This window comes from Rhodococcus sp. IEGM 1366, from assembly GCF_033142425.1.
Lineage (GTDB): Bacteria > Actinomycetota > Actinomycetes > Mycobacteriales > Mycobacteriaceae > Rhodococcus_F > Rhodococcus_F globerula.
The window spans coordinates 264,603-290,012 of sequence record NZ_JAWLRZ010000008.1; the positions used below are offsets into that span (position 1 = coordinate 264,603).

General features: G+C 62.4%; 23 protein-coding genes and 1 riboswitch. Of the genes, 20 read left to right on the forward strand and 3 right to left on the reverse strand.

Translation table 11 applies throughout. The features are described from left to right. Window positions 1-35: 35 nt before the first annotated feature. Entirely contained in the window at window positions 36-803 is a 768-nt protein-coding gene (locus tag R4P64_RS24755) for a sulfite exporter TauE/SafE family protein (protein ID WP_317823107.1), read from the reverse strand. 508 nt (window positions 804-1,311) lie between these two features. On the opposite strand from R4P64_RS24755, the gene R4P64_RS24760 reads away from it, so the two are divergent. The 14 genes from R4P64_RS24760 (at window position 1,312) to R4P64_RS24825 (ending at window position 15,798) form a co-directional block, all read left to right on the forward strand. Next, window positions 1,312-2,286 carry an amino acid ABC transporter permease gene (locus R4P64_RS24760; RefSeq protein ID WP_317542479.1) on the forward strand — a complete coding sequence of 325 codons (975 nt, stop codon included), beginning with the start codon at window positions 1,312-1,314 and terminating at the stop codon, window positions 2,284-2,286. Then, window positions 2,283-3,068, forward strand: a complete 786-nt coding sequence (locus R4P64_RS24765; RefSeq protein WP_033235633.1) for an amino acid ABC transporter ATP-binding protein — start codon at window positions 2,283-2,285, stop codon at window positions 3,066-3,068. The genes R4P64_RS24760 and R4P64_RS24765 overlap by 4 nt, the downstream gene beginning before the upstream one ends. 33 nt (window positions 3,069-3,101) lie before the next feature. Beyond that, window positions 3,102-4,073, forward strand: a complete 972-nt coding sequence (locus tag R4P64_RS24770; protein WP_317823108.1) for an ABC transporter substrate-binding protein — start codon at window positions 3,102-3,104, stop codon at window positions 4,071-4,073. 10 nt (window positions 4,074-4,083) lie between these two features. Next, window positions 4,084-5,193 (forward strand): FAD-dependent oxidoreductase, encoded by a 1,110-nt coding sequence (locus R4P64_RS24775; protein ID WP_317823109.1) that lies wholly within the window; start codon window positions 4,084-4,086, stop codon window positions 5,191-5,193. Between the two features lie 32 nt (window positions 5,194-5,225). Next, complete coding sequence (locus R4P64_RS24780; protein ID WP_033235630.1) at window positions 5,226-5,759, forward strand: GNAT family N-acetyltransferase; 534 nt, start codon at window positions 5,226-5,228, stop codon at window positions 5,757-5,759. Between the two features lie 87 nt (window positions 5,760-5,846). Next, window positions 5,847-5,941: riboswitch (SAM riboswitch) on the forward strand. Window positions 5,942-5,950: 9 nt separating this feature from the next. After that, window positions 5,951-6,040, forward strand: a complete 90-nt coding sequence (locus R4P64_RS24785) for a putative leader peptide (RefSeq protein WP_317823110.1) — start codon at window positions 5,951-5,953, stop codon at window positions 6,038-6,040. A gap of 168 nt (window positions 6,041-6,208) precedes the next feature. Beyond that, window positions 6,209-7,849, forward strand: coding sequence for an ABC transporter substrate-binding protein (locus tag R4P64_RS24790; RefSeq protein WP_317823111.1), 1,641 nt, complete (start codon window positions 6,209-6,211; stop codon window positions 7,847-7,849). A 3-nt stretch (window positions 7,850-7,852) separates the two neighbouring features. Then, window positions 7,853-8,851: an ABC transporter permease gene (locus tag R4P64_RS24795; RefSeq protein WP_033235628.1), complete on the forward strand. Its 999-nt coding sequence runs from the start codon at window positions 7,853-7,855 to the stop codon at window positions 8,849-8,851. Further along, entirely contained in the window at window positions 8,844-9,734 is an 891-nt protein-coding gene (locus R4P64_RS24800) for an ABC transporter permease (RefSeq protein WP_317823112.1), read from the forward strand. The genes R4P64_RS24795 and R4P64_RS24800 overlap by 8 nt, the downstream gene beginning before the upstream one ends. Beyond that, window positions 9,731-11,353, forward strand: coding sequence for an ABC transporter ATP-binding protein (locus tag R4P64_RS24805; protein WP_317823113.1), 1,623 nt, complete (start codon window positions 9,731-9,733; stop codon window positions 11,351-11,353). Before R4P64_RS24800 ends, R4P64_RS24805 begins: the two co-directional genes overlap by 4 nt. Next, complete coding sequence (locus R4P64_RS24810) at window positions 11,340-12,458, forward strand: LLM class flavin-dependent oxidoreductase (RefSeq protein ID WP_233364365.1); 1,119 nt, start codon at window positions 11,340-11,342, stop codon at window positions 12,456-12,458. Before R4P64_RS24805 ends, R4P64_RS24810 begins: the two co-directional genes overlap by 14 nt. Window positions 12,459-12,483: 25 nt before the next feature. Continuing rightward, the gene (locus R4P64_RS24815; RefSeq protein WP_045064039.1) at window positions 12,484-13,854 is read left to right on the forward strand and encodes an NtaA/DmoA family FMN-dependent monooxygenase; all 1,371 of its coding nucleotides are present in this window, start codon (window positions 12,484-12,486) and stop codon (window positions 13,852-13,854) included. Then, the gene (locus R4P64_RS24820) at window positions 13,851-14,657 is read left to right on the forward strand and encodes a DUF1684 domain-containing protein (protein ID WP_317823114.1); all 807 of its coding nucleotides are present in this window, start codon (window positions 13,851-13,853) and stop codon (window positions 14,655-14,657) included. Before R4P64_RS24815 ends, R4P64_RS24820 begins: the two co-directional genes overlap by 4 nt. Before the next feature lies 1 nt (window position 14,658). After that, window positions 14,659-15,798, forward strand: coding sequence for an LLM class flavin-dependent oxidoreductase (locus tag R4P64_RS24825; protein WP_317823115.1), 1,140 nt, complete (start codon window positions 14,659-14,661; stop codon window positions 15,796-15,798). Window positions 15,799-15,904: 106 nt separating this feature from the next. On the opposite strand, the gene R4P64_RS24830 is transcribed toward R4P64_RS24825, so the two are convergent. After that, a complete protein-coding gene (locus R4P64_RS24830) occupies window positions 15,905-16,813 on the reverse strand; it encodes an alpha/beta hydrolase (RefSeq protein ID WP_045066596.1) in 909 nt (302 codons plus the stop codon). 176 nt (window positions 16,814-16,989) lie between these two features. On the opposite strand from R4P64_RS24830, the gene R4P64_RS24835 reads away from it, so the two are divergent. The 6 genes from R4P64_RS24835 (at window position 16,990) to R4P64_RS24860 (ending at window position 23,047) form a co-directional block, all read left to right on the forward strand. Beyond that, window positions 16,990-17,691 carry a hypothetical protein gene (locus R4P64_RS24835; protein WP_317823116.1) on the forward strand — a complete coding sequence of 234 codons (702 nt, stop codon included), beginning with the start codon at window positions 16,990-16,992 and terminating at the stop codon, window positions 17,689-17,691. Continuing rightward, entirely contained in the window at window positions 17,691-18,167 is a 477-nt protein-coding gene (locus tag R4P64_RS24840; RefSeq protein ID WP_045064034.1) for an RDD family protein, read from the forward strand. The genes R4P64_RS24835 and R4P64_RS24840 overlap by 1 nt, the downstream gene beginning before the upstream one ends. Next, on the forward strand, window positions 18,164-18,511 hold the full coding sequence (locus R4P64_RS24845; protein ID WP_033235620.1) for a YidH family protein: 348 nt from the start codon (window positions 18,164-18,166) through the stop codon (window positions 18,509-18,511). The genes R4P64_RS24840 and R4P64_RS24845 overlap by 4 nt, the downstream gene beginning before the upstream one ends. 91 nt (window positions 18,512-18,602) lie before the next feature. Then, on the forward strand, window positions 18,603-19,616 hold the full coding sequence (gene fgd, locus R4P64_RS24850; protein WP_033235619.1) for a glucose-6-phosphate dehydrogenase (coenzyme-F420): 1,014 nt from the start codon (window positions 18,603-18,605) through the stop codon (window positions 19,614-19,616). A 147-nt stretch (window positions 19,617-19,763) separates the two neighbouring features. Next, a complete protein-coding gene (pta, locus tag R4P64_RS24855) occupies window positions 19,764-21,842 on the forward strand; it encodes a phosphate acetyltransferase (RefSeq protein ID WP_045064032.1) in 2,079 nt (692 codons plus the stop codon). 2 nt (window positions 21,843-21,844) lie between these two features. Beyond that, complete coding sequence (locus tag R4P64_RS24860) at window positions 21,845-23,047, forward strand: acetate kinase (protein ID WP_033235617.1); 1,203 nt, start codon at window positions 21,845-21,847, stop codon at window positions 23,045-23,047. Between the two features lie 23 nt (window positions 23,048-23,070). Here R4P64_RS24860 and R4P64_RS24865 read toward each other — a convergent pair whose 3' ends face one another. After that, complete coding sequence (locus R4P64_RS24865) at window positions 23,071-25,407, reverse strand: serine/threonine-protein kinase (RefSeq protein ID WP_172936356.1); 2,337 nt, start codon at window positions 25,405-25,407, stop codon at window positions 23,071-23,073. Between the last annotated feature and the right edge of the window lie 3 nt (window positions 25,408-25,410).

A 25,410-nucleotide genomic window follows, 5' to 3' on the forward strand; every position in this document is an offset into this window, starting at 1 on the left:
CTCAAGTATGTGGGAACCGCGTCCGACGTGGGCGATCAAGCGAGCAGGCGCCACAGTCCGATCAGGCCGACGACGACAATCGTGTACCGCAGCGCGGTGGGGGACAGGCGTCGCCCGTAGCGGGCGCCGAGTACACCTCCGCCGAGTGAGCCGACTGCGATCAAACCGGCTGCTGCCCAATTGATCTGGTCGAAGGCCAAGCTGATGTACATCACCGCCGCGACGATGTTGACGAGCAGTGAGAGCAGGTTCTTCGCGCCGTTCATTCGCTGCAGGGTTTCGGGAAGGATGGCACCCATCACACCGATCAGGAGAATGCCCTGGGCGGCGGTGAAATAGCCGCCGTAAATGCCGACGGCAAACGTGCCGGCGGTCAGGAGCATCAACCTCGAGGTCGACAACGTTGTCTCTTCGGTGGAGCGCTTCTTCGCCCAGGCCTGGATGCGTGGTTGGAGAAGGACAAGAGCGAGCGCCAGGATCAGCAATACCGGAACGATCGTCTCGAATAACTTCTCAGGTAGGTGCATCAGCAACCACGAGCCGAATAGCGCCCCGGCGAGCGACGCCGGAATCTGCCACCGAAGCCGGTCCCATTGCCCTGACAATTCGCGTCGGTAACCCCAGGTGCCCGAAACGCCGCCGGCGACCAGGCCGACAGCATTGGACATCGTCGCAGTGACCGGAGGCATACCGAAAGCCACGAGGGTGGGGAACGTGATCAGGGTTCCACTGCCCACCACGGCGTTGATCGCCCCGGCACCGATACCTGCCACGAGAATAAAAAATGCGTCCAGTCCGCTCACTCCGCAGACGGTACTGCAGGGTGATTCGGGGATGAGCGGTGGCTCGGGGCATCGGATACGGCTCATTCATCCAACACTGCATTCGCCGCTGTCGGGAGGCTTGCGATCAGCCTGATTTCAACGCGCATAGATCCCTATTTCCCTTGTCTCGCAGGGAAATACAATATTTGACGACCGTGGATTCAGCGTCTAGTCTTTGCTCACCATCTCGAGCGACCGAGAGACCTGGCTCATCGACGTCGCAGCAACCCCCCGAGTGATCGGGAGCGGGTGCTTTCTGCCAGGACCGATGGAAGGCATCACATGGGTATCACTCGCTGCGCCGGTATTGCTTCGTGCGCCGGTTCGAACGCGTACGCACCGCACCGTCGACGTCACATCGACCTGCGTCGTACCGCGTCGTGTCACTGTCGCTGACCGAAATTCTCGGCACCAAAAATTCGTCGCGCAGCATTCCCATTTTTCGAAAGGTCTATTTTGTGATGTCCACTCCGTCAGGCAGTGCGCTGTGAGCGCGCCGACCGAGATTCGTCCCGAGAAGTCGGTAGCCGAGCCGCGGCTTTCCGACTCGGAGCTTGTTGTTGCCCGCACATGGCATCCGTTCCAATGGGTGGTCAGTGCGATAGTGCTGATCTTGCTGGCCCAGTTCATCCACGGTCTTGTGGTGAATCCCGGCTGGGACTGGCCGACGTTCGCGCAGTACTTCACCGCGAAATCGGTGCTTGCCGCCTTGTGGGTGACGATCAAACTGACCTTGTGGGGAACGATCCTGGGGTTCGGTCTCGGAGTCGTGCTGGCACTTGGCCGACTGTCGAATAATCCGGTTCTGCAGGTGATCGCCTGGACCTATATCTGGGCGTTCCGCTCGATCCCACTGATCGTGCAGTTGCTCTTCTGGTTCAACATCACCTACCTCTACCAAACGCTCTCTCTCGGAATACCGTTCGGGCCGGAGTTCTTCACGTTCCAGACCAGTGGCGTCATCGGCGGATTCACCGCAGCTGTCATCGGTTTGGCGCTGCATCAGGCTGCGTACTCCGCGGAGATCATCCGCTCGGGCATCATCTCGGTGGATCACGGTCAGATCGAAGCCGCTCATTCGCTGGGGATTCCGCGCCGGCGCCAGTTCTTCAAGATCATTCTGCCGCAAGCGATGCGGGCAATTCTTCCCAACGCCGCGAACGAGGTGATCGGGCTGTTCAAGGGAACGTCCATCGTCTCGACCATGGCAATCGCCGAACTGTTCTACCAAGTACAGGTCATCTTCGGGCGCAACGGACGAGTGGTGCCGCTCCTGATGGTTGCAACACTGTGGTACATCATCCTCACAACGTTGCTTTCCATCGGCCAGTACTACGTCGAACGTCATTACGCTCGCGGCTCCGCTAGGGCTCTCCCGCTGACGCCTCTGCAGAAGGCGCGCAACAAATTCAACGAGATTCGTGATGCGCGTCTCGACATTCCGAGAGGTGCGACCCGATGACCGCGGAATTGCTCGAAGACAACGTCTATGCCGTCGAGGCGCGTGGCATCCACAAGTCGTTCGGTGCGCTGGAAGTGCTTGCCGGCGTTGATCTCCTGGTCCGCAAGGGCGAGGTGACCGTTATCCTCGGGCCGTCAGGTTCGGGAAAATCCACTCTGCTGCGCACCCTGAATCACCTCGAGAAGGTCGACCGGGGAACAGTGCGGATCGACGGGGAACTGATCGGATACCGGCGCAAGGGAAATCGGCTACACGAACTGCGCGATCGCGAAATCCTGAAGCAGCGCTCGCACATCGGTTTTGTGTTCCAGAACTTCAACCTGTTTCCCCATCTCACCGCTCTCGAAAATGTAGTGGAAGCCCCGCTGTCGGCACAGAAGCGTGATCGCGACGACGTGTACCGAGAGGCAAGGGCCCTACTCGAACGAGTGGGTGTGGGAGACAAAGCCGATCAGTATCCGCGTCAACTTTCCGGTGGCCAACAGCAGCGCGTTGCCATTGCCCGAGCCCTGGCGCTGCGGCCGGCTGTGATTCTCTTCGACGAACCGACGTCGGCGCTGGACCCGGAGCTGGTTGGTGAAGTTCTCGAAGTTCTTGCCCAGCTTGCCCGTGACGGTGCAACATTGATCATCGTCACGCACGAAGTCGGCTTCGCCCGCGAGGTGGCGGACACCGCAGTCTTCATGGACGGCGGCGTCATCGTCGAACAGGGCCCGCCCTCGCAGGTGATCGACAATCCCGTCCACGAACGGACCAAAGCATTTCTCTCCCGCGTTCTCTGACGCTCAGACACATTTTCCGAAAGGCACACACTGATGTTCTCCCGATCCCGCCGCGCGACCTTCCTGATCTCGGCTCTCGCCACAGTCGGACTGCTCAGCGCTGCGTGCAGCAGTGCGGACGCAGAGTCCGAGGGTAGCCAGGGCACCGCCGCCGCGGGTTACAACCTCACCGCCGAGCAGAATCGCATCACCACAGCGAAAGTCGATTCCATCGCTGCCGAGCTTCCTGCGGAAATCCGCGACAGCGGCACGCTGCGAGTGACCGGTAGCGCCGGATCCGCTCCGCCGCTTCGCTTCTACGCCGACGATGACAAAACCCTCATCGGTTCCGAAACGGACTTCGCCTACCTGATCGGTGATGTACTCGGGTTGAAGATAGACCTGCAGACGGCTGACTGGGCACAGAACTTCGTCCGGATAGACTCCGGTGAAGCCGACGCGTTCCTCTCCAATGTGACTGTCACAGAGGAGCGTAAGGAGAAGTACGACTTTGCCACCTATCGCCTGGACACCCTCGCATTCGAGGCCAAGAAGGGCGCCGGGGTATCCATCACCGCGCCCAAGGACATTGCCGGGCTGAAGATCGCGGTGGGTTCCGGCACCAATCAGGAAGCGCTGCTGGTCAAGTGGAACGAGCAGAATGTTGCGGCCGGCCTGGCACCAACCGACATCTCGTACTACCAGAACACAACCGACTACTACCTCCCGCTGCAGTCCGGCCGCATCGACGCCTACTTCGGACCGAACCCGTCGTCGCAGTTCCATGCCAAGCAGTCGGGTGAAACCGAGGTGGTCGGGGAGTTCTCCGGTGCGGGTGACACCCTGCAAGGTCAGATCGCTGTGCTGGTGAAGAAGGACAACGGACTGATCAAGGCTATTAACGACGCCATCAACCACACCATCGAGAACGGCACGTACCAGCAGATTCTCGAGCGCTGGAACATCACCGGTGAAGCCGTCGACACGTCGCTGATCAACCCGCCCGGTCTCCCGAAGACCAAGTGAGTATCCGTCGATGAGTGAGATAGTCGATGTGATCGTCATCGGCGGAGGGCTTGTCGGGTCCTCCGTCGCGTGGCGGCTCGCGGCGCGCGGGCACAGCGTCGTACAGCTCGAGCAGTACACGCCGGGGCACAAGCACGGTGCGTCACACGGCACGTCACGTATCTACAGGCAGGCCTACGACAATCACCTGTACACCGGGCTGGCAGCGTCGGCTCTACCGCTGTGGCGGGAGTTGGAAACCACAACGGACATCGGGTTTCTGGAACTGACGGGCGCCGTTGATCACGGGCTGCCCGCTGCGGTACTGACCAAGTCGCGGGTACTTGTCGAAGCGGGCATCAAGGGTGAGATCCTCACTCCTGCACAAGCGTCGGCCCGCTGGCCGGGGCTGCGATTCGACACGACAGTCCTCCATCACCCCGACGCGGGCAGGCTGCACGCGGACCGCGCTGTCGTCGCCCTCGAAGCGGGTTCGCGACTCGAGGGAGCTGACGTCCGCCACGACACGCGCGTCCTGGCAGTTGCCGAGGCGTCGTACGGCGTCGACGTGATCACGGAGGGCGGGACGCTGCGAGGGCGGCACGTCGTTATTGCCGCCGGCGCGTGGACCGCGGAATTGATCGGGCGAAGCGAACTCGGCGCATCGGTCGTGTTGCCGACTTTGCGCACGACGCAAGAACAACCGGCACACTTTGCGCCACTCGATCCGGGAACCGCGTGGCCGAGCTTTGTCCATCATCCCGGTGCAGAGCTGGACACAGCCGGGATCTACGGGCTCGGTTCCGAAGACGGCATCAAGATCGGCGAGCATGCGACGGGGCCGGAGGTGACTCCGCAGACTCGCAGCTACACGCCCGACATCGCAGGCGAACAGCGTCTGGTCGACTATGCCGAAGCCTGGTTGCCGGGTGTCGATTCGACGCAGGTCGAGTCCCTGACCTGCCTGTACACCAGCACACCTGACAGCAATTTTGTGATCGACAGGGTCGGTGCGATCACCGTCGCCGCAGGTTTCTCCGGACACGGATTCAAATTCGGGCCGGCGTTGGGTGAGCTGGTGGCTGATCTGGTGGAAGGAAATGCTCTGTCGCCGCAGCAATTCCAGTTAGGGGTGCGGTGAATGCGGCGCAAGGAAACCGAAAGGAAGATCACATGAGTGTCGAGATTGCGGGAATCGGCGGCGTAGAGGTGCGATCGGTGTCGCAGAACGATCCGCTGGCAGCGCCGCTCATCGCGGAATTGGCGCTGGAATACAGTTCGCGATACGGCGGTACGCGTGACGAGATATTCGAAGATCTCACCACCTATCCGGCCGAGGAATTTGCGCCTCCGCACGGAGCGCTGCTGGTTCTCACGCTCGGTGATCAAGCCATCGCCGGTGGCGCGTTTCGTCAATTCGATTCCACCACTGCCGAACTGAAAAGAATCTGGACGTCAGCGTCCTTTCGTCAGCGTGGCCTCGGAAAGATCGTCGTCCGGGAGTTGGAGTCCGAGATCGCAGCTAGGGGATATCGCAGGGTCTATCTCACAACCGGTCCGCGCCAACCCGAAGCGGTCGCGCTCTACTTGTCCTGTGGCTACGCACCGCTGTACGACACTGCACTATCACCGCTCGAGGTGGGGATTCATCCATTCGAGAAGAAGCTGCAGGTACGGCATGACTACGACCGGCGGGTATCGGCATGAGCGCGGCGGGGTTCCCGAAAATGTGGCGTAGCCTGCAATTCCTACTGAACGAGTTGACAACTCGCGATCATCTCGTAGACTTGCGAAAGACCATCTCGAGCGACAGAGAGACCTGGCTCAATGAAGTCGCAGCAACCCTTCGTGTCATCGCGTGAGGGTGCTACCGCCAGGATCGATGGAGGAATGAAGTAATGAAGGCAGTTGAAGGCGGTTTCGATACCGCGTGGTCGCGTCGTCACGTAGACCTGTGCCGCACAGCAGGATCGTTCTGTACTCACTGACCATGGCCGCGATGTTTGCCGTCGTAGTTGACCCTGGTCAGTCTCTCGAGGCTCCCGCACGTGGGTAAGCCTGTTTTCTCTTCTCTTCGTAGCTGATTCGTGCTTGCTTGCCCCGTTCTCCGGTTGGCGACAAGCGCGCTTTTCCGCATGCCTCTTTAGGAGTTCTTGGTGTCTTCACGCTCAATCGGTGCGCGCTCACGCGTCACCGTCGCCGCTGGTATCGGCGCTATCTCGGTTCTCGGCACCGTACTTGCCGGTTGCAGCACCAGTAGTGGCGACACCAGCGCCGACGCCGGTCCGGCCCAGTCAGGTGGAACCCTGCGCTACGGACTCTCGACGGCGCCTACCTGCGCCGACCCCGCACAGGCGGGCACGAATCAGACCGTGTATGTCACTCGTACCGTGGTTGATTCGCTGACCGACCAGGATCCGGAGACGGGTGAGATCACACCGTGGCTGGCAAAGAGTTGGGACATCAGCCCCGATGCAGCAACCTTCACGTTCACGTTGCGCGACGATGTCACGTTCAGTGACGGCACGCCGGTGACGGCGGACTCGGTCAAGAAGAACTTCGACGTGGTCAAGGATCTGGGCCCGAACGCCGCGCTGGCAAAGAGCTACCTGTCCTCGTACACGGGCACCGAGGTTGTCGACGCACACACGGCCAAGATCAACTTCTCGGGGCCCAATGTTCAGTTCCTGCAGGCAACTTCGACGCCGCAGCTCGGCATTCTGGCGGACTCGACCACGGCGCTACCGTCGGAGCAGCGTTGCGCCGGGGCAGCTGTTGTCGGATCCGGCCCGTTTGTCTACACGGATTGGCAGCAGGATCGCTCGGTCGCGATCGAGAAGCGCGCCGGGTACAACTGGGCCTCGGATGTGACCGGCCATCAGGGGGAGGCGTACCTCGACGGAGTCAACTTCACGGTTGTGCCGGAGTCGGGAGTGCGTGCGGGCAGTGTCGCATCGGGGCAGCTCGATGCGGTCAGTGATGCACTGACGCAGGACGCTCCGCAGATCGAAGCGGCAGGCGGACGAATTCTCACCCGGCCCAATCCCGGGGTGAGCTTCTTCTTCCAGCCTAACGTGAGCCGCGGTGTTCTTGCCGATCAGGCTGTGCGCCAGGCGATCATCCCCGCTGTCAATCGGCAGGAACTTGTCGACACGGTGCTGGATCCGTCGTTCTTCCCGGCGACGAGCCCACTTGCGCACACCACTCCGCTCTATGCCGATCAATCAGGTGTCGTGACCTATGACGCTGACAAGGCGGAAAGGCTACTCGATGCGGCAGGGTGGAAGGCCGGTTCAGACGGAGTGCGTGAGAAGGACGGCCAGAAACTGACTTTCGCGATTTCCTTCAGCCCGGCGTTCGCCGGCAACCAGGCAATCCTCGAGCTGGTTCAGCAGCAGCTGCGGAAGGTGGGTGTGGATGCGAAGCTCAACCTGCTGTCCAACGGGGAACTCACCGAGAAGCAGACTTCGGGTGACTACGATGCTGTGTACTACAACGCCACTCGTGCAGATGCGGACATTCTTCGGGCGTCATTCGGCATCGACGGTCGAAACCTCAACAAGCGCACCGCCGATCCGGAACTCGACAAGGTATTGACGGAGCAGCTCGCAACCACCGACACAACGGCACGCGGTGAATTGGTCGCTCAGGCACAGGAACTGATCATCGATCGTGGACTCTCGATTCCGACGATCGAACTGTCGCAGGCAGTCGGCGCTGGAGCCTCGGTGCAGGATCTGAAGTTCGAGGCCTCCTCACGTCTGCAGTTCTACGACGCATGGTTGTCGGGTAAGTAAGTCATGACGCGATACGTACTCGCCCGACTGGGGCAGGCTGCGCTGGTCCTCTGGGCAGCGTTCACCATCTCGTTCGTGATCTTGTTCCTCCTGCCGAGTGATCCGGTCAGCATGGCTGCGGAGTCGGCAGGGCAGGGTGTGGCGGTGGATCAGGCTGCACTCGAACAGCTTCGAGCGCGATACGGCCTGGACCAGTCGGTGTGGGCGCAGTACTGGACTTCGTTGACCAATGCGCTGCGCGGTGATTTCGGCACGTCGATCTCCACCGGTCAGTCGGTGACGGATGCGATCTTCTCGGCGCTGCCGAGCACGTTGGTGCTGGCAACCACGGGTTTGGTTCTTGCTGTGTTGTTCGGAGTGTCGATCGCGTTCTTTGCTACCTACACCCGTAAGCGCTGGCTCGCGAACCTGCTGTTCTCGCTGCCTCCTCTCGGTGTGGCAGTGCCTACCTTCTGGGTGGGTCTGATTCTGCTGCAGCTCTTCTCGTTCCGGTTGCACATCTTCCCCGCATTCGGAGACAAGGGATTCGCGACGGTTATTCTCCCGGCGATCACCCTGGCGATCCCGACTGGCGCCGTGATCGCGCAGGTGCTCACGACCAGCCTGCAGTCGACGCTGCGTTCGCCACACGTGGAGACCGCGTACGCCAAGGGTGCAAGCCGGTGGCGCGTGCAGACCCGTCATGCGTTGCGACTCGCGAGCATTCCGGCATTCACCATTGCCGGTGTGCTGGTCGGAACTCTGCTGGCCGGTTCGGTGGTCGTCGAGACGGTGTTCTCCCGCGCCGGAGTCGGGCGTCTGACTCAGACGTCGGTGATGGCGCAGGACACTCCGGTAGTCCAAGGCGTGGTTGTCTTTGCATCCTTGGCATTTGTGCTCGTCAACCTGGCGGTCGATCTCTTCTATCCGTTGATCGACCCACGCATTATCTCGGCCAAGACGTCCGACACCGGGAAGTCACAGTCCGAAAGCTCGACAGATCTGGAGCCGGCGCATGTCTGACACGTTGATCGAACCACTCTTGCTCGATCCGATACCGGAGGAGAAGTCACCGGCTACCACGCGTCGGACAACTTCGGTGATCCGACGGATCAGTAAGCCGGGTCTGCTGATTTCGGTGCTGATCGTGGCTCTGGCCATAGGCTTTGCCGTGGCACCTGGCGTATTTGCCAGTGGCGACCCGTTATCCGGCGTGCCGGCCGACAAGTTGCAGGGACCGAGCCTGGCGCACTGGTTCGGAACGGACAACCTGGGACGAGATCTCTACACACGATTTGTGCACGGCGCTGCGTTGTCCTTGACCGCGACTCTCGTGGCCGTCGGTCTCGCGTTGATCGTCGGATCGTTGATCGGGCTGATTGCAGGATTTGTCGGTGGGGTTGTCGACGCAGTGCTGATGCGCATCGTCGACGTTCTGCTCTCGATTCCTGCCTTGCTGTTGTCGCTGGCACTGGTCACGGCACTGGGTTTCGGCACCATCAACGTCGCGATCGCAGTGGGTGTGGCGATGGTCGCGAACTTCGCCAGGGTGATGCGTGCCGAGGTGATGCGGGTACGCAGCGCCCAGTACGTCGAGGCGGCTTTCGGTTCGGGAGTGCAGTGGCTCGGAGTTCTGCGCCGCCATATCCTGCCCAATTCGTATGCGCCCGTGATCGCATTGTCTGCGGTCGAATTCGGGCAGGCAGTACTTGCGGTGTCCGCGTTGAGTTTCCTGGGCTTCGGAGCGGTACCGCCCACCCCGGAATGGGGATCGCTGGTGTCCGAGGGGCGGAACTTCCTCGCCAATGCTTGGTGGATGACAACACTTCCCGGCCTCGCCATTGTTGCCGTGGTCATCTCAGCGCATCGCATCGGACACGAGATCGAAAGGAGCAACCGGCGATGAGCACAACGCAGGATCAGTTGCTTTCCGTTACCGACCTACAGATCTCCTACGGAGCCGCACCCGCGGTACACGGCGTGAGTTTCACGGTCGGCCGAGGTGAAGTTGTTGCAGTGGTGGGTGAATCGGGCTCCGGAAAGTCCACAACAGCCCATGCGATTCTCGGACTGCTCTCCGGCAGCGGACACGTCACCGGGGGCAGCGTCGAGTTCGAGGGCGAACGTATCGACGACTACTCGGACCGGGCCTGGCAGAAAATCCGTGGTGCACGTGTCGGTTTGGTGCCGCAGGACCCCACAACGTCACTCAATCCGGTAACCCGGATCGGTGATCAGGTTGCCGAAGTCCTCCGTATTCACGGCCTGGCCGACCGACGGAAAGCGCGGTTCGACGCCATCGAGGTGCTCGAGCGCGCGGGAATCGATCGTCCGGAGATCCGAGCACGGCAGTACCCACACGAACTCTCCGGCGGTATGCGGCAACGAGTTCTGATCGGCATCGCGCTGGTCGCGAACCCGGCACTGATCATCGCCGACGAACCCACCAGCGCCCTGGACGTCACGGTCCAACGACGGATCCTCGACCACTTGGACGAGCGGATCGCCGAATCCGGTGCCGCAGTTCTCCTCATCACACACGACCTGGGAGTGGCCGCCGATCGCGCGGATCGGATTCTGGTGATGCACGACGGTCGGATCGTCGAATCCGGGCCCACCGAAACGATTCTGGGAAATCCTCGACACGACTACACGAAGAAATTGCTGAGTTCGGCGCCGAGCCTGTCATCGGGACCCATCGATCGTCCGGTCCGAGCGCACGCAACTCCGTTGCTGACTCTGGCGGGGATCACCAAGCGCTTCACCGTCGGACGAGGCAGTGCTATCACCGCGGTCAACGATGTGTCGCTGACCGTACCGCGTGGACAGACAGTGTCGTTGGTGGGGGAGTCCGGGTCCGGGAAATCCACGACGGCGCGCATCGCAGTGCGGTTGGAGCAGGCGGATTCGGGAACCATCACCTTCGACGGCGCGGATATCAGCAAGGTCAAGGGCAGCGATCTGCGTGAACTACGCCGCAAGATCCAACTCGTCTACCAGAACCCGTACGCATCCCTCGATCCCAAGCTCTCGATAGTCGACATCGTGGCGGAACCGTTGCGTGCCTTCAAAGTCGGCACTCGAATTCAGCAGCAGGCCCGCGCCGCGGAACTACTCGACCAGGTTGCCCTGCCCGGGCAGTTCGGCAGCCGCAGACCTGCCGAACTGTCCGGCGGGCAGCGGCAGCGTGTGGCGATTGCGCGAGCACTCGCACTGAAGCCCGATCTGCTTGTCCTCGACGAACCGGTATCCGCCCTGGACGTTTCGGTGCAGGCACAGATTCTGGCGCTCCTCGACGAGTTGCAACGCGAACTCGGATTGACGTACCTCTTCATCTCGCACGATCTGGCAGTAGTGCGGCAGATCAGCGACATCGTCGGTGTCATGCAATCCGGCCAGCTGGTCGAAATCGGCACTACCGCAGAAATATTCGACAATCCCCGCCACGACTACACCCGAACACTGCTCGGTGCCATCCCCGGGCGGGACCACGCAGCCGGAAAGGCCGAACATGTCCGAGCATAATTCCGCAGCATTTCTGATCGGCCTCGAATTCGAGGGCACCGGTGTGCACCCCTATTCGTGGCGCCGCGAGGATTCGCGGGCCGAAGAAGTGTTCACCTCGTCCTACTGGGTGGACCTGGTGACCGCCGCCGACCGGGCAGGCGTAGACCTGGCCTTCTTCCCGGATTCGTTTGCCCTGCAGACCCAGGGGCAGCATGCAACGCGTGGTCGACTGGAAGCAGTTGCCACAGCTGCCCGATTGAGCGGCGTGACCTCGCGGATCGGGTTGGTTCCCACCGCGACCGTCACCCACACCGAACCGTTCCACATCTCGAAAGCGATCGCGAGTATCGACTTCTCGTCTTCGGGCCGGGCGGGTTGGCAGGTAGAGGTATCCGACACTGACGCGGCTGCATCACTGTTCGGCCGAAAGGCCGTGCAGAGCGAACACTCGCTGTGGGAGGAAGCATCGGAGGCCGTCGAGGTGGTCAGCCGGCTGTGGGACAGCTGGGAGGACGACGCCGAGATCAGAGATGTGCCGACCGGACGATTCATCGATCGGGACAAGCTGCACTACATAGATTTCGAGGGCAAGAATTTTTCGGTCAAGGGGCCGTCCATCACGCCGCGCTCACCGCAGGGGCAACCGCTGATCGTGGTGGACGCGAGCAAGCCGCAGGCGCGGCAGTTGGCAACCGAGCGAGCCGATCTCATCCGCATCTCCGCCGCCGACCTGGGTGAGGCGCAGGCCACCGCCCGGCTGGTCCACGACAAAGCCGCGGAGAACGGCCGTACCGTTCGTGTTCTGCTCGACGTCGATGTTCTGCTCGGTGCCGATCGCGGGGCAGCGGACGACGCCCTCGCCGAACTCGAAGAGTGGGCAGGAGCGCCGTACACGCCGCACTCGGTGTTCTACCGCGGCGACGCCGGCGGACTGACCACGCTGCTTCGCGAGATCAGTGGTTCGGCCGGGCTGGACGGAGTGGTGCTGCGACCGTTGGCCCTGGCAGCCGGGGCAGCGAAGATCACCGCCGATGTACTGCCCGCGTTCAATCCGAGGCCGAACCTCGCCCCGACGCTGCGGGAGCGGCTGGGTCTGGGACTCCCCGTCAATCAGTTTGCGTAGCGGCGAGAAAAGAACAGGAAATTCGATGACACAGAACAAGATTCGTAAGCAAGTTCATCTGGGTGCTCACTTCCCTGGTGTGAACAACACCACCGTATGGGCTGATCCGGCCTCGAAGAGTCAGATCGAGTTCAGCTCGTTCGAGCATCTTGCACGCAGTGCCGAACGCGGCCTGTTCGACTTCTTCTTCCTCGCCGAGGGGCTGCGACTGCGCGAACATCAGGGCAAAATTCACGATCTCGACGTGGTCGGCCGCCCGGACACCTTCAGCATTCTCAACGCGATTGCCGGTGTGACAACACATCTCGGACTTGCCGGAACAATCAACACCACCTTCAACGAACCGTACGAGTTGGCCAAACAGTTCTCCACGCTCGATCATCTCTCGGACGGCCGGGCAGCCTGGAATCTGGTCACCTCGTCGGACGCTTTCACCGGTGAGAACTTCCGCCGCGGTGGATATCTGGAACACTCGCAGCGATACGCCCGCGCCAACGAATTGGTCGACGCGGTGCGGACACTGTGGGACAGTTGGAGTGTCACTCGCCCGCTCGTCGACCGTGAGCGCGGAATCTTTGCCACCGACCAGCAGGTCGGCCAGTTCTCGCACACCGGCGAACAATTCGACATCTCCGGACGATTCGAAGTACCTCGAAGCCCGCAAGGTCACCCAGTTCTCCTGCAGGCAGGTGACTCCGACGAAGGCCGAGAATTCGGGGCAGCCAAAGCCGACGCCATCTTCACCGGCCACGGAACGCTCGAAGCCGGAAAGGCTTTCTACGCGGACGTGAAGGGGCGCCTCGCCAAGTACGGACGGACGCACGCCGACCTCAAAATTCTCCCCGCCGCCACCTTTGTCCTCGGTGACAACGCGGCTGACGCCCAGGAGAAGGCGTATCATATTCGGAGGCAGCAGGTCGGACCGCAGACCGCTATCGCCTTCCTCGAACAAGTCTGGGGCCGAGACCTTTCCGAGTACGACGCCGACGGCCCGCTGCCGAAGGAAGACCCGACGGACGACGTCAACATCACCCGTGGACGCGTCCGTCACGTCAAGGATCCCCGCGCCGTTGCGGACCAGTGGCGAGCAAAGGCCGAAGCGGAAAACCTCAGCATCCGTGAACTGATCATCGATGTGACTGCCCGTCAACAGTTTGTGGGCAGCGCAGCGGAGGTGGCTGCCGAGATCGACAGCTACGTCCAGGGTGACGCGAGTGACGGATTCATCCTCGTCCCTCATCTCACGCCGGCGGGTCTCGACGAGTTCATCGACACCGTTGTACCCGAGTTGCAGGACCGCGGCAGTTTCCGCACCGAGTACGAAGGAACAACTCTGCGCAGCCACCTCGGGTTGCGTCATCCCCACGAGCAGGCCGAAGGAGTTCGCGCATCATGACCGTCACCGAGACCAGAGACACCACCTTTGTCGACGAATGGACTGCGTGGCATGCGTTGCGCGACGCCACCTTTGCCGAGCCGCTCGGTTGGCTGAGCCTGACCGCCCTGCACTGGCTGGTGGACACCGATTCCACTTTCTCGGACCTACCGGGTGCATGGCGGGCCGACGCAGATGCTGTTGTCGTCACCGCGAGGCCGGCAGACGACCTCTCGATCGACGGTGTTGCCGTGGACGGTTCGGTCACCCTGACACCCGTCGAAGGCGCGCCGGGATTGATCGTGAACCAGGGGCCCCGTCGAGTCGAGGTCATCCGCCGCACCGGTGAGGTCGCTCTGCGCATTCACGATCCGCTTGCACCGGCTCTGGCGCAGTTCAGCGGTATCCCGACCTTCGATCCGAATCCGCAGTGGCGCATCGACGCTGTCTTCACCGCTTTCAACGAGGCTCGAACAGTGACGACGGGCGCCGTCGTCGAGAGGCTCGAACATCACCACGATGCGCGCGGAACAATCAGTTTCGAGTACGACGGTGAAACTCGGACTCTGATTGCGTTCGCCGGCAAAGACGACGGCTTTCACATTCTGTTCACCGATGCGACCAGCGGGGTGACCACCTATCCGGCAGCGCGTTCGCTGCACGTAAGCCCACCAGTGCCCGGTGGTGCGGTAGTCCTCGATTTCAATCGTGCGTCGAATCTGCCGTGTGCCTTCACCGATTACGCGACGTGCCCCGTAGCCCTCGCGGAGAATCGCCTTCCGTTTGCGGTCGAAGCCGGCGAGAAGATTCCGGAAGTGCATTGACATGACGGTGCCGCTGTCAGTTCTGGACCTGTCGCCGATCAGCGAGGGCAGTACGGCGCGAGACGCGCTGCGAAACTCGCTGGACCTCGCGCGATCTGCCGAATCCTGGGGGTACAAGAGGTACTGGGTTGCGGAGCACCATTTTGTCGGCGTCGCGAGCTCGTCCCCGGCAGTACTCGTCGGGCTGATTGCTGCTGCCACCAACACTATTCGCGTCGGGTCCGCTGCCGTGCTGCTGGGTAACAACACGGCAGCCGAGGTGGTGGAGGCATTCGGTACCGTCGACGCGTTGTACCCGGGGCGGATCGATCTGGGTATCGGCCGCAGCGGCCAACGGCGGGTGGAAGCGCTTCGAGCCGTTGCCGCCGGCAAGACCGTGCCTGGTGCACCCAGGGAGACAGTGGTGCGTGAGGGTGTTGTGATCCCGGCGCCGTTCGATATTTCCGGACTGCTCACGTCACCGCGTCTGCAGGCGTCGCTGGAGGCCTTGGCATTTCCCGGCGCACAGGCCCCCGAGTTCGAGGAGCACGTCGGCGAGATCCTGGCCCTGTTGAACGGCACCCACCGCACCCGTGACGGCATCGAATTGCACGCGAGTCCTGGCGAAGGCGCCGACGTCGAGGTGTGGGTGTTCGGCAGCAGTGCCGGGCCGAGTGCGGAGCTCGCGGGAAAGCTCGGGTTGCCGTTCGGTGCGAATTACCATGTGGCGCCGTCGAGCACACTCGAAGCGGTGCAGGCTTACCGCGCCGCGTTCCGTCCCTCGGACACGCTGGCGGAGCCGTATGTCGTGGTCTCTGCGGATGTCGTCGCGGCGGAGGACGACGCCACAGCGCGGGAGTTGGCGTCCACCTTCGGGCATTGGGCGCACAGCATTCGCAGCGGTGCCGGAGCAATTCCGTACCCGGATCCCGCGACTGCGCTCCCGTTGCCCGAGCGCGAGCGCGCCTTGGTGGAGGACAGGCTGATCACTCAGTTCGTCGGCTCGCCCAGCACCGTTGCGGACCGGCTCGAGCGTCTGCAGAAGCTGACCGGTGCAAACGAATTGGTGATCACCGGCGTTACTCATAGGCATGAGGACCGACTGCGCTCGTACCAGTTGTTGGCCAGGGAGTGGGGACTGCCCGCGCTGCTGGCGGCGTGAGTGCGGCGAGTGAGCATAGGTTTCGGCAAGTGAGCAGCCCCTCCTGCAGACGGGAAGGGTTGCTCACTGCGCAGAACCTATGTCAGCTCTTCAGCAAACCCGACTCCTACGCTCCGATCGCCCCCGCGATCATCGGCCAGGACGCGCGCATGTCCGCTTCGAAGAGCCCCCACGTGTGGGTGCCCTCGGGTCGGTAGCTGAATGTGGCCGGTATGCCGAGTTGTGCGAACCGCCCCTGCAGCGCAGCGGTACACAGTTGAGTGATCCCTTCGAGCACGCTGCCGGGAATGACTCCGGCGATCGCGGGGATCGAGTTGATGCCGTCCACCGGTCCGGGGATACCGTTACCCGTGGCGATGAAGAGCTGTGTGCCGCGGAGCTTTTCGGCGTTGACCAACGGGTCGTGGGCAGCCCACTGCGGTCCGCCCGGCCGGCCCCACATGTTGTGGACGTTGCCGCGTCCGAGAACTTCCACCATGGATCGAACCGCCATCTGTCCCAGCCCGTCGACGGTTCGAGGGCAACCACTGTACGAACCGACAGCGCGGTACAGTCCCGGCGCTTGAATGGCGAGGTCCAGTACCGGCCCGCCGGCCATCGACACTCCGCCGAGAGCGTTCACCCCGGTTGTGTTGTAGCGAGAGTTCACCGCCGCGGGGAGTTCCTGCGTCAGGTACGTCTGCCATTTGTTGCGGCCGAGCGCCGGGTCGTCGGCATTCCAGTCGGTGTACATGCTGTACTTGCCGCCGATCGGCATCACCACGTTGACGTGTTTGTCGTCGAAGAAATCGCGAACCCCGGTGTTGTTGAACCACGAGATCCCGTCTTCGCCGCCGCCGACCCCGGTCAAGAGGTAGAACGTGGGCGCTGGGCCCCCGCCGGCGGGGGAGATGACATCGTTGCTGATCCACCGGTCCATGGACGGTGAATAGACGTCGAACCTCGTGACCGTGGACTGTGCCGACGCAGTAGGGGCGGTCAGGCTCAGAAAGCCTGCGACCATTACCGCCGCCATCGTGAGATGATGGATACCGAAGTGTTTCCCGAATCGCGTCACGATCACGTCTCCCCACGTTTGATGCTGACGGTTGCTGCTCGTCCCGGCGAATTGTGTATACCAACAGTGGCACAATGCGAAGCAGAGTAACGAATGTCCGTTATTCAGCTGGATGAGTGGTGGAGGGCGGTCTCGTGGGTGCACAACCGGATCGACCTGCGCCCGATCTTGTGCGTCTGGGCTTCGGATTGGCGTCGATCACGCTTGCCACGGCCCGGCGAGCGGCGACTGCCGTGTTGGACTCCGTTCCGCGGATTCCGATCGTCGGAGAGCCGCTGGACCACGCAATTGTTCAGGTGAGTGCCCTCGGCAACGACGCAATCGCCTCTACCGCCGCGTTTGCCGACACAACCTTGCGGACGGTGATCAAGGCCGTGGTGGCAGCGGCGCTGGACGAAGTCGACATCACCAAGATCGTCATCGACAACGTCGACCTCGACACTATTGCCGAAACCATCGACGTCGACAGGATCGCCGAACGTGTGTCGCTGGAACCGATCATCGATCGCATCGACGTGGACGACATTGCGCGGCGATTGGATGTCGAAGCAGTGATCAATCGGCTCGACCTCGACGGCATCGTCGATTCCGTCGACATCGAACGGCAGATCTACCGGGTTGATCTGGTGAAGATCGCGGACCAGGTCATCGAGGGCGTGGATCTGCCACAGATCATCCGCGAGTCCACTGGGTCGTTGTCCACCGAAGCGGTCCAGGGTGCCCGCGTGCAGGGGATGCAGGCAGACGACGCCGTTGCTGATTTTGTCGGTCGACTCTTCGGACGCGACAAGACCGACAAGACCGACAAGAACAACGAGAACGCAGGGCAGGAGTAGTGGCGACATCCCAGAATTCGGGTCCCGCCGGAATTGTGACCCGCGGTATCGCCGGAGCGATCGACCTGGGTGTTGTACTCGTTCTGATGGGCGGTGGATACCTCGCGGTGGCCTTTGTGCGACTGCTGTTCTCGCCGCAGACGTTCACGTTCTCTCAGCCCGGGATCTTCCTGTCCACGACGGCATTCATCACGGTCTCGACTGTGTATCTGACGGTGTGCTGGGCGACCACCGGCCGAACTGTCGGCAATGTGGTCATGGGCTTGCGGGTCATCACGTCGGGGCATCGGCTGGTTCGCTGGCCGCTGGCACTTGTTCGGGCCGTGCTGTGTGTGCTTTTTGCCTTCGGGCTCGGCTGGGCGGTCATCGATCGGCGTCGACGCTCGTTGCAGGACATCGTGCTGCGGACGGCGGTGGTGTACGACTGGCGTCAAGATCCGGACATCGTCGTTACCCACGGAGTGGAGCACTCGTGACCGAACCCAATAGACCGGACGAACGATTCACCCTCGCCAGCGAGCGAACCTTCCTGGCGTGGATGCGAAGTTCGTTGGCGCTGTTGGCCGGTGGGATCGCGATAGTGCAGTTGGTTCCGGGGTGGAGTACCGGGTGGGTGCGCACCACGCTCGGTCTTGTCCTGATTGTGTTGGCGGCGGCAGCCGCACTGGTGGGGATGCGTCGGTGGTTGCAGGTGAAGAAGGCGCTCGAAGACGGAGCCCCGATGCCGGAACCGCACGCGCTCTGGCTGTTTGCCCTGGCACTGGCCGCCGTGGCGGTTGCGGCCGGAGTGGCAACGGTGGTTACGAGCCTCGCCCGCTGATCCACACGTAGAAGTCCTGGAGTGGCCTGGATAGTGTGCAGAGAAGGCGATTTACACGTCATAGCAAAACAAAGACGAAGAGGAGCACACAGTGGCGCAGGAGCTCAAGCTCGGATACAAGGCCTCGGCGGAGCAGTTCGGGCCTCGGGAGCTGGTGGAGCTGGCAGTTCTCGCCGAACAGCACGGCATGGATTCCGTTGCGGTCAGTGACCATTTCCAGCCGTGGCGACACAACGGCGGCCACGCACCGTTCTCACTGGCCTGGATGACGGCAGTGGGCGAGCGGACCGAGCGCGTGCAGATCGGCACGTCGGTGATGACTCCGACGTTCCGCTACAACCCGGCCGTTATCGCGCAGGCTTTTGCGACCATGGGTTGCCTGTACCCGGGACGCATCATGCTCGGTGTGGGCAGTGGTGAGGCGCTCAACGAGATCGCCACCGGATTCCAGGGCGAGTGGCCGGAGTTCAAGGAACGCTTTGCGCGGCTGCGCGAGTCGGTTCGGCTGATGCGCGAACTGTGGCTCGGTGACCGCGTCGACTTCGAGGGTGAGTACTTCACGACTCGCGGCGCCTCGATCTACGACGTTCCCGAGGGTGGTATCCCCGTGTACATCGCAGCCGGTGGACCGGTTGTGGCTCGGTACGCGGGCCGCGCCGGTGACGGCTTCATCTGCACGTCCGGCAAGGGCATGGATCTCTACACCGAGAAGCTGCTGCCCGCAGTGGCGGAAGGCGCTGCCAAGGCCGAGCGTGACGTCGCCGAGATCGACAAGATGATCGAGATCAAGATCAGCTACGACACCGATCCCGAAGCCGCGCTCGAGAACACCCGATTCTGGGCGCCGCTTTCGCTCACTCCGGAGCAGAAGCACAGCATCGAAGACCCCATCGAAATGGAAGCAGCAGCCGACGCGCTGCCCATCGAGCAGGTCGCGAAGCGCTGGATCGTCGCGTCCGATCCCGACGACGCCGTCGAACAGGTCAAGGCCTATGTCGACGCCGGACTCAACCACCTCGTGTTCCACGCACCCGGACACGATCAGCGCCGGTTCCTCGAACTGTTCGAGCGCGATCTCGCACCGCGGTTGCGCGCACTGGGCTGACGGACAAGCACATCCTTGACGGTGCCTGCCACTCGCCGCGTGGCAGGCACCGTTCGTCTGTCTCGGTGCCACCGGTGGGCTGATTCTCGGTGACGGTCACCACTCATTCGAGCAAGCTGGATAGGTGGCCCCACTAAGCTGTGGGGCATGTCCAGCGCGCCTGCACCCGTGTCGAGTGTCTACATTGCTTCTCCCGAAGGTGATACCGGGAAGTCCACCATTGCATTGGGCGTGATGCAGATGTTGTGCGCGACGGTCGCCCGCGTCGGCGTTTTCCGCCCCATCGCTCGGTCGACTGCCGAGACTGACTACATCCTCGAATTGTTGCTCGAGCACACCACAGCCGATTTGTCGTACGAGGATGCTCTCGGTGTCACGTACGAGCAGGTGCACGAAGATCCGGAGGCGGCGCTCGCGGACATTGTCGCGAAATACCATGAGGTGGCCGAGCGCAGCGACGCCGTGGTGATCATCGGCAGCGATTACACGGATGTCGCGAGTCCCAGCGAGTTGGGTTTCAACGCCCGAATTGCCGCGAATCTGGGTGCCCCGGTGTTGTTGGCGCTGAAGGGCGCTCGTCGCACCACACCGGAAATACTTCAGCTGGCGCAACTGTGCGCGTCCGAATTGTCCTCGAACCACGCGCATTTGCTGGCAGTGGTTGCCAATCGCTGTGATCCAGCCACGCTCGACGACGTGAATGCGGCATTGGCCGGCTTGGGTGTTCCGACCTGGAGCCTGCCGGAGATTCCGCTTCTCATCTCGCCCACGATGGCAGAGTTGATGGAGGCCACCGGTGGCGAATTCTATTCGGGCGATTCCGAATTGCTGCACCGCGAGGCATTGAAGGTGATGGTGGGCGGGATGACCGCCGAGCATATTCTCGAACGGCTCACCGAGGGAATGGTGGTGATCGCTCCCGGTGATCGCTCCGACGTTCTGTTGGCATTGATGAATGCGCATGAAGCAGAAGGGTTTCCCTCGCTGGCCGGCATCATCATGAACGGTGGAATTACCCCGCACCCGGCGATCGCCGCACTGATGGCCGGGCTCAAGCAGCGTCTGCCGATCCTGACGACAAAGCTCGGAACCTTCGACACCGCCAGTGCCGCAGCGCAAACGCGCGGCCGCGTCGCCGTCGGATCGCAGCGTAAGGTCGACACCGCGTTGAGTTTGATGGAACAGCACGTCGACGCCGCAACCTTGTTGGGCCGGATGGCATTACCGATTCCGTCGGTCATGACGCCGCAGATGTTCGAGTACAAGTTGATCGACCGCGCTCGCGAGAACCGCAAGCACATCGTCCTGCCGGAAGGTGGCGACGACCGTATCCTTCGGGCCGCCGGCCGAGTTCTGCAGCGTCAGGTTGCCGATCTGACCATTCTCGGTGACGAGGCAAGCGTGCGCCGACGGGCCGGTGAACTGGGCGTCGACATCAGTGCCGCTCGGATCCTGGCGCCGGCGCAGTCCGAGTACACGGAACGATTTGCGCAGGAGTACGCCGCGATTCGCGCCCACAAGGGCATGACCGTCGAACGGGCCCGCGACGTGATCGCGGACATCTCGTACTTCGGAACCATGATGGTGCACTTGGGAATTGCCGACGGGATGGTCTCCGGTGCCGCGCACACCACCGCGCATACGATCCGGCCGTCGTTCGAGATCATCAAGACGGCGCCGGGTGTGTCGACGGTGTCCAGCATCTTCCTGATGTGCCTGGCGGATCGTGTTCTCGCATACGGCGATTGCGCTGTCGTCCCGGATCCGAGTGCGCAGCAGTTGGCGGACATCGCTATCTCGTCCGCGCAGACTGCGAGCCAGTTCGGTATCGATCCGCGCGTTGCGATGCTCTCGTACTCCACCGGGGATTCGGGCTCCGGCGCCGACGTCGACAAGGTTCGTGCCGCAACCGCCCTGGTGCGCGAGCGACGCCCTGACCTGCTGGTGGAAGGACCCATTCAGTACGACGCCGCGGTCGAGCAAAGCGTCGCCGACCAGAAGTTGCCGGATTCACTGGTGGCAGGCAAGGCGACCGTGTTCATATTCCCCGACCTCAACACGGGCAACAACACGTACAAGGCTGTGCAACGCAGTGCCGGGGCGATTGCCGTCGGCCCCGTTCTGCAGGGGTTGAACAAACCTGTCAACGATCTTTCGCGCGGCGCGCTGGTTCAGGACATTGTCAACACGGTGGCCATCACGGCCATTCAGGCGCAGGGAGCGTAAGCATGAGCGACGGCACCGTACTGGTCATCAATTCCGGCTCCTCGTCCATCAAATTTCAACTCGTACACCCGGATACGGCGGAGTTGGTGGCACACGGACTCATCGAGCGCATCGGTGAATCCGACGGCCACATCGTCTACAACCACCGCACCGGAACCTCGGACCGCAACCTCCTCATTGCCGATCATCGCGCTGGACTGAAGATGGTTCTCGAGATTGTCGCCGAAGTGGGGCGGCCACTGAGCGAGGCCGGCGTCATCGCTGTCGGGCACCGGGTAGTACACGGCGGGAACGTCTTCTACGCGCCGACGCTGATCGACGATTCTGTTGTCAAGGCCATCTCCGACCTGTCGACCCTTGCGCCACTGCACAATCCGGCAAACGTGATCGGCATCGAGGTGGCCCGCGAGGAATTGCCCGACGTACCGCACGTCGCCGTATTCGACACTGCCTTCTTCCACACACTGCCGGCGGCCGCGTCGACGTACGCGATCGATCGGGACGTCGCCGAAGCCAACCAGATTCGTCGATACGGATTCCACGGCACGTCCCACGAGTACGTATCCGGCCGGGTCGCCGCATTCCTGGGCAAGGATCCGGCAGACTTGAATCAGATTGTCCTGCACCTGGGCAACGGTGCGTCGGCGTCGGCGATCAAGGGTGGCAAGGCAATCGACACCACGATGGGCCTCACTCCGCTCGAGGGCCTGGTCATGGGAACCCGCAGCGGAGATATCGACCCCGGCATCATTTTGCACCTCAACCGGAACTCGGGCATGAAGGTAGACGAGATCGACGACCTTCTCAACCGCCGCTCCGGGCTGAAGGGACTCTCGGGTGTCAACGACTTCCGGGCACTGCTCGAGCTGATCGCAGCCGGAGACCAGCACGCGATGCTCGCCTACGACGTCTACATCCACATGCTGCGAAAGTACATCGGCGCCTTCATCGTTCAACTGGGCGGCGTCGACGTCATCACTTTCACCGGAGGAGTTGGGGAGAACAACATCGACGTCCGCCGTGACAGCCTCGCGGGCCTGAGGCGTCTGGGCATCGAGGTCGACGCAGTACTCAACGAGACGAAGAGTCGCGACGAGCGTCGTATCTCTGCATCCTCGTCGGCCGTGGAGGTGCTGGTGATCCCCACCAACGAGGAATTGGCGATCGCGCGCGCGGCGCAGGCGCTGGTTTCCGAACTCCGGTAAATCTCGCACTGCCCGCTTCGTGATCAGAAATTACTGTGCGGCCGAACGCTGTTCGCGAGGTCGACCAGAGCATAGCGATGCGTTCGGGAGACGGTGGTACGGGCCAGCGTCCGAAGACACATTTCGGCACCCGTGCGCAAACCGCGCTCGGTGAAGGGCAGATCGAGGATGGGTTCGAGTTCGTCGTGCGCTCGGTTTCCGGCCCTGATCCAGTCCAGTGCCGTGCCCAGTACCAGGGTCCGCATCTGCAGGCAGCGACCCTCGTCGGCCGGCAGGGCGCGGACGCGTCTGGCAGCCTCTCGGAGAGTTGCCTCGTCGAGGTTTGCTATCTCGGTGCGCGAGAGCATCGTCAGCACGCTGGTCATGCGGGCAACGTTGTAATGGCGTGAGCTGGTGGGGACCTCGTCCAGCGCCGTGACCGCGGCACCGGTGTCGCCGCGTTCGGCAAGTTGGCGTGCCAACCCGAATGCCGCGCTGACGTAGTTGTGGTCGGTCCGCCACACCGTGCGGTAGTACTTACCGGCGAAGCGGCACCATTGATCAGGATCCTCGGAATCCCATTGTTGCAGTACTAATTCGGCGGTTGCGGCCAGCGCGAGTTTAGGCGCCAACTCGCCGGGCAAAGCCGTGAGAACCGATTCGAAATGGGTGAAAGCCGATTCGAATGCGCTCTGCTGCAATCCCACCAGTCCGCGGTACCACTCGATCTTCCAATGGTCGCCGATGGTGGAATGCAGGTCGTCGAGTATCTTCTGCGCGGCTTCGGGATCACTCAGGTCCAGGTGCGCTTTGGCTTCGGCCAGTCGGAACTCCCCGGAAAACGCCGCCTCGGTTGCTGAGGCAACCCGATCGATCCCACCCTCACGGGCGCGGCGGAGTGCGTCGAGGGTCTGGGACGGCTCACTGTGGACGGCCGCGGCCAGCAGTGGCGCACTCGGATCGGTGGGGTCGACCAAGGGGATGGGGAGTGCATGCGCAACCTCGAGTGGATCGAGACCGCTGTCGCGGGAATTGCCGTCGACGTACACGTCGGTCTGCGCAACCAGATCGTCGGTGCCGAAAGAGGTTCGTTGTCTACTGAATACGAGTGAGAGTCCCGGGTTTTCCTGGCCGCTCTGGTGCGCCAGTACCTCGTGGAGAACACCGACAAGTTGGCCGCCGATCTCGTCCGCAGACTGGAATCGTTTCTTCGGATCCGGATCGGTGGCGCGCAGAAGCAACCGGTGGAAGAACTCGTACTCGCTCAGCACCGGCTCGTCGGCGGGGTCGGGAAGACCGTCGAGGTAACGGCCGTGTTTTGAAGGCATGTCGAGAGTGAGCACGGCAAGTGTACGGCCGACGGTGTAGATGTCGGACGCAACCGTCGGCCCGGTCTCGATGATCTCGGGGGCCTGGTAACCCGCTGTGCCGTACAGGTATCCGAAATCTTCGATTCCCGACACGGCGCCAAGGTCGATGAGTTTCAACTGGTCCTCGGTGACCATGACGTTCTCGGGTTTGAGGTCGTTGTACGCCAAGCCGGTGGAGTGCAGATAACTCAGGGCGGGAAGAATTTCCAATACATACCCGATGGCCTGCTCGATCGGCATGTGACGGCCGTCGGGGAACGTAGCGAGTACTTCTCGGAGCGATCGCCCACCGACGTATTCCATGACGATGTAGCCCATGGGGGTGCCGTCGGGGCGAGGGTGCTCGACGAAGTTGAAGATCTTGACGATGCTGGGATGCGCTACTTCTGCGAGGAACTGCCGTTCGGCAACCGCGACGGCCTGTGCCTCGGAATCACCGAAGTGCAAGAGTCCCTTCAGAACTACCCAGCGGTCGCTGACATTGCGGTCGATCGCGAGATAGATCCACCCGAGGCCACCGTGAGCTATCGGCCCCTGCACCTCGTACTGACCGGAAACCAGTTCGCCTTCTTCGAGCAGCGGACGGAAGTCGAAAGTCGAACCGCACTTGGGGCATACACCACTCTGGCGCGCGGACGTGCCTGCCGCTTTGCGGCCCACAGGTTCTCCGCACTTCCAACAGAAACGTTTGCGTTCGGGAACCGTCGCATCGCTCATCACCGCCGACGCCGGGTCTACGTGGGGAACCGGGGGAACCTCGACCAGACCGCCGCCCAGACGGAGTTTGCGCGTCGAGCGTGATCGGCGGGAACGAGTGGACCGGCCCGTCGGCGTCGACACGGAGGAGGGAACGGACTCACGCAACTGCGCGGATGTCTGCTCGGGGCGGGCAGTGGCCGCGGTGAAATCCGGCTCGAATCGTGGCGCTGCCTGTGTGGCAGCATGATCGGGCTCGCCGTTCCGATCCCCGCCGTTCTGATCCTCGTCCTTCGGATCTCGAGATTCTGTCATGAC

Excerpts from the sequence above, each read along its gene's own strand:
- R4P64_RS24765 (WP_033235633.1), top strand. The coding sequence starts at position 2,283 with ATGACCGCGGAATTGCTCGAAGACAACGTCTATGCCGTCGAGGCGCGT.
- R4P64_RS24770 (WP_317823108.1), top strand. The coding sequence starts at position 3,102 with ATGTTCTCCCGATCCCGCCGCGCGACCTTCCTGATCTCGGCTCTCGCC.
- R4P64_RS24775 (WP_317823109.1), top strand. The coding sequence starts at position 4,084 with ATGAGTGAGATAGTCGATGTGATCGTCATCGGCGGAGGGCTTGTCGGG.
- R4P64_RS24780 (WP_033235630.1), top strand. The coding sequence starts at position 5,226 with ATGAGTGTCGAGATTGCGGGAATCGGCGGCGTAGAGGTGCGATCGGTG.
- R4P64_RS24785 (WP_317823110.1), top strand. The coding sequence starts at position 5,951 with ATGAAGGCAGTTGAAGGCGGTTTCGATACCGCGTGGTCGCGTCGTCAC.
- R4P64_RS24795 (WP_033235628.1), top strand. The coding sequence starts at position 7,853 with ATGACGCGATACGTACTCGCCCGACTGGGGCAGGCTGCGCTGGTCCTC.
- R4P64_RS24800 (WP_317823112.1), top strand. The coding sequence starts at position 8,844 with ATGTCTGACACGTTGATCGAACCACTCTTGCTCGATCCGATACCGGAG.
- R4P64_RS24805 (WP_317823113.1), top strand. The coding sequence starts at position 9,731 with ATGAGCACAACGCAGGATCAGTTGCTTTCCGTTACCGACCTACAGATC.
- R4P64_RS24810 (WP_233364365.1), top strand. The coding sequence starts at position 11,340 with ATGTCCGAGCATAATTCCGCAGCATTTCTGATCGGCCTCGAATTCGAG.
- R4P64_RS24815 (WP_045064039.1), top strand. The coding sequence starts at position 12,484 with ATGACACAGAACAAGATTCGTAAGCAAGTTCATCTGGGTGCTCACTTC.
- R4P64_RS24820 (WP_317823114.1), top strand. The coding sequence starts at position 13,851 with ATGACCGTCACCGAGACCAGAGACACCACCTTTGTCGACGAATGGACT.
- R4P64_RS24825 (WP_317823115.1), top strand. The coding sequence starts at position 14,659 with ATGACGGTGCCGCTGTCAGTTCTGGACCTGTCGCCGATCAGCGAGGGC.
- R4P64_RS24830 (WP_045066596.1), bottom strand. The coding sequence starts at position 16,813 with ATGGCGGCGGTAATGGTCGCAGGCTTTCTGAGCCTGACCGCCCCTACT.
- pta (WP_045064032.1), top strand. The coding sequence starts at position 19,764 with ATGTCCAGCGCGCCTGCACCCGTGTCGAGTGTCTACATTGCTTCTCCC.
- R4P64_RS24860 (WP_033235617.1), top strand. The coding sequence starts at position 21,845 with ATGAGCGACGGCACCGTACTGGTCATCAATTCCGGCTCCTCGTCCATC.
- R4P64_RS24865 (WP_172936356.1), bottom strand. The coding sequence starts at position 25,407 with ATGACAGAATCTCGAGATCCGAAGGACGAGGATCAGAACGGCGGGGAT.